Below are 1,910 nucleotides of genomic sequence, written 5' to 3' on the forward strand. Positions count from 1 at the left end.
GGCGTGCGGCCCGGTACGGGGCCACTCCGGCGGTCGTGCGGCCCCCGGGACACCGATCCCCGGGACACCGGCGCCGGGAGCCTCACCGGGCCCGGGCACGGGCAGTGTGCCGGTGTCGCTGCCGCGCTCCGGCCACGAGGGGTCGTCGTCCGGGCCGACGGTGTCCGGATCCGGGGGGAACCCGTCCGCGTCGTCGGGGGCTGCGTCCGTGTCCTCCGGGGCCGTGTCCACCTGCTCCATCTCCTCCGCGGGGAGCCGGTGCCGCCCCGCACGGTCCGAGCGCAGGATCTTGGCCAGCACCATGTTGAAGGTCAGCGCGATCTCCCGGGAGGCGGGCGAGCCCCACTCGTGGATGGGGGTGCAGGCACCCTGCGCCTGCTGGACGACCAACCGGTCGGGGATCGCGGTGGGCATGACCAGCCTGCCGAACGACTCGCGCAGTTCCTCGATGCGGTACTGGTGCTCGTGCGAACGCACCCGGAGCCGGTTGACCAGGACCCCGGCCGGGCGCAGCCGGGGGTTCGCCGCCGCCCGCACCTCGTCGACCGCCTCCAGGGCGCGCCGGGCCCCGGAGACGGCGTACATCGTCGGTTCGGTGACCAGGATCGCGCTGTCCGCGGCGATCAGGGCGGACCGGGTCAGCCGGCCCAGCGAGGGCGGGCAGTCCAGCACCACGATCTCGTGCGGGTCACCGTCGGAGTGGGTGCGCAGCGTCTCGAGTGCGCGGGCGAGGTTGTCCATCCGGGGCGCCTGCGGCCCCGGTTCGTTGAGCAGCTCCAGGTCCTCCGCCCCGACGAGGACGTCGAGCCGGTCGCTCCAGCCGCTGGCTGCGACCGCCTGGTTCAACAGCGCGGGCCGGGGGGAGTCGAGGACATCGGCGAGCGTGGCCTCGGTCAGGGGAGGGTCGAGTGTGGCGGTGGCGTTGCCCTGCGGATCGAGGTCCGCCACGAGTGTCCGGGCGCCCCTGCGCAGGGCGGCCGAGGCGAGGCCGAGAGCGACCGTCGTCTTGCCGACGCCTCCCTTGAGACTCAGTACGGCGACCGTGTGCACGCCTGCGAGCGTAGCCCCGTCCGGTCACCGTGAGAACGCGCGCGGTCCCCCAACTACGCTTGGACCCCATGCGAGCGGAGACTTCGGCCGGTCACGGGTCGGCGGCGGTGCGGAAGGTGCTTCACGACGAGCTGCGGGCCGCCCGGGAGCGGGGCGCCGGGGAGCCGTCGGTGGTCGATGTCGGGGGCGGCAGCGGTGTGTGGGCCGTGCCGTTCGCCTCGGCGGGCTGCCGGGTGACCGTCGTCGAACCGAACCCGAACGCGCGGGCCACTCTCGAACGGCGGGCGGCGGAGGACGGTGTGTCCGACCGGATCACCGTGGTGGCCGACGACTCGGACGCGCTCGCCGCGCACGTCCCCGAGGGCTCCGCCCACCTCGTGCTGGTCCACTCACTGCTGGAGGTGGTGGATGATCCGGACGCCGTGCTGGACGCCGCCACCCGGGTGACCGCCCCCGGCGGGGCCGTGTCGGCGTTGACCGCCAACCGGCACGCCGCCGTGCTGCACCGCGCACTCACCGGGCGCCTCGGCGAGGCGCACCGGCTGCTCGTCGACCCGGACGGGGTCCTCTCGCACGACTCCGAGACCGTGCTCCGCCGGTTCGACACCGCCACGCTCACCCGGATGCTCACCGACACGGGTCTGGCGGTGGAACTGATCCGGGGGGACTGCGTGGTCGCCGAGATCGTGCCCACGGCCGCGGACTCACCGGGCGCCTCGGTCGACCGCGAGCACGAACTCGCCGAGTTCGAGGCGGTCGCCTCGGCCACACCCCCGCTGCGGGACATCGCCAGCAGGCTGCACGCGCTGGCCCGCAAGGCGGGCTGACCGCGGGCGGCGCCACGGCCGCTCCCGCCCACG

At 74.9% G+C, this 1,910-nt stretch carries 1 protein-coding gene and 1 pseudogene; one reads left to right on the top strand and one right to left on the bottom strand.

Features of this window, described 5'->3' with window-relative positions:
* Nucleotides 1-201: 201 nt before the first annotated feature.
* A pseudogene (locus SACPADRAFT_RS24790) lies at nt 202-1,050 on the bottom strand (ParA family protein); the annotation flags it as partial.
* A gap of 68 nt (nt 1,051-1,118) precedes the next feature.
* Between SACPADRAFT_RS24790 and SACPADRAFT_RS0201475 the strand changes: the two are divergent.
* A complete protein-coding gene (locus SACPADRAFT_RS0201475; protein WP_007027460.1) occupies nt 1,119-1,877 on the top strand; it encodes a methyltransferase domain-containing protein in 759 nt (252 codons plus the stop codon).
* Nucleotides 1,878-1,910: the final 33 nt, after the last annotated feature.

This window comes from Saccharomonospora iraqiensis subsp. paurometabolica YIM 90007, from assembly GCF_000231035.2.
GTDB classification, from domain to species: domain Bacteria; phylum Actinomycetota; class Actinomycetes; order Mycobacteriales; family Pseudonocardiaceae; genus Saccharomonospora; species Saccharomonospora paurometabolica.

Excerpts from the sequence above, each read along its gene's own strand:
- SACPADRAFT_RS0201475 (WP_007027460.1), top strand. The coding sequence starts at position 1,119 with ATGCGAGCGGAGACTTCGGCCGGTCACGGGTCGGCGGCGGTGCGGAAG.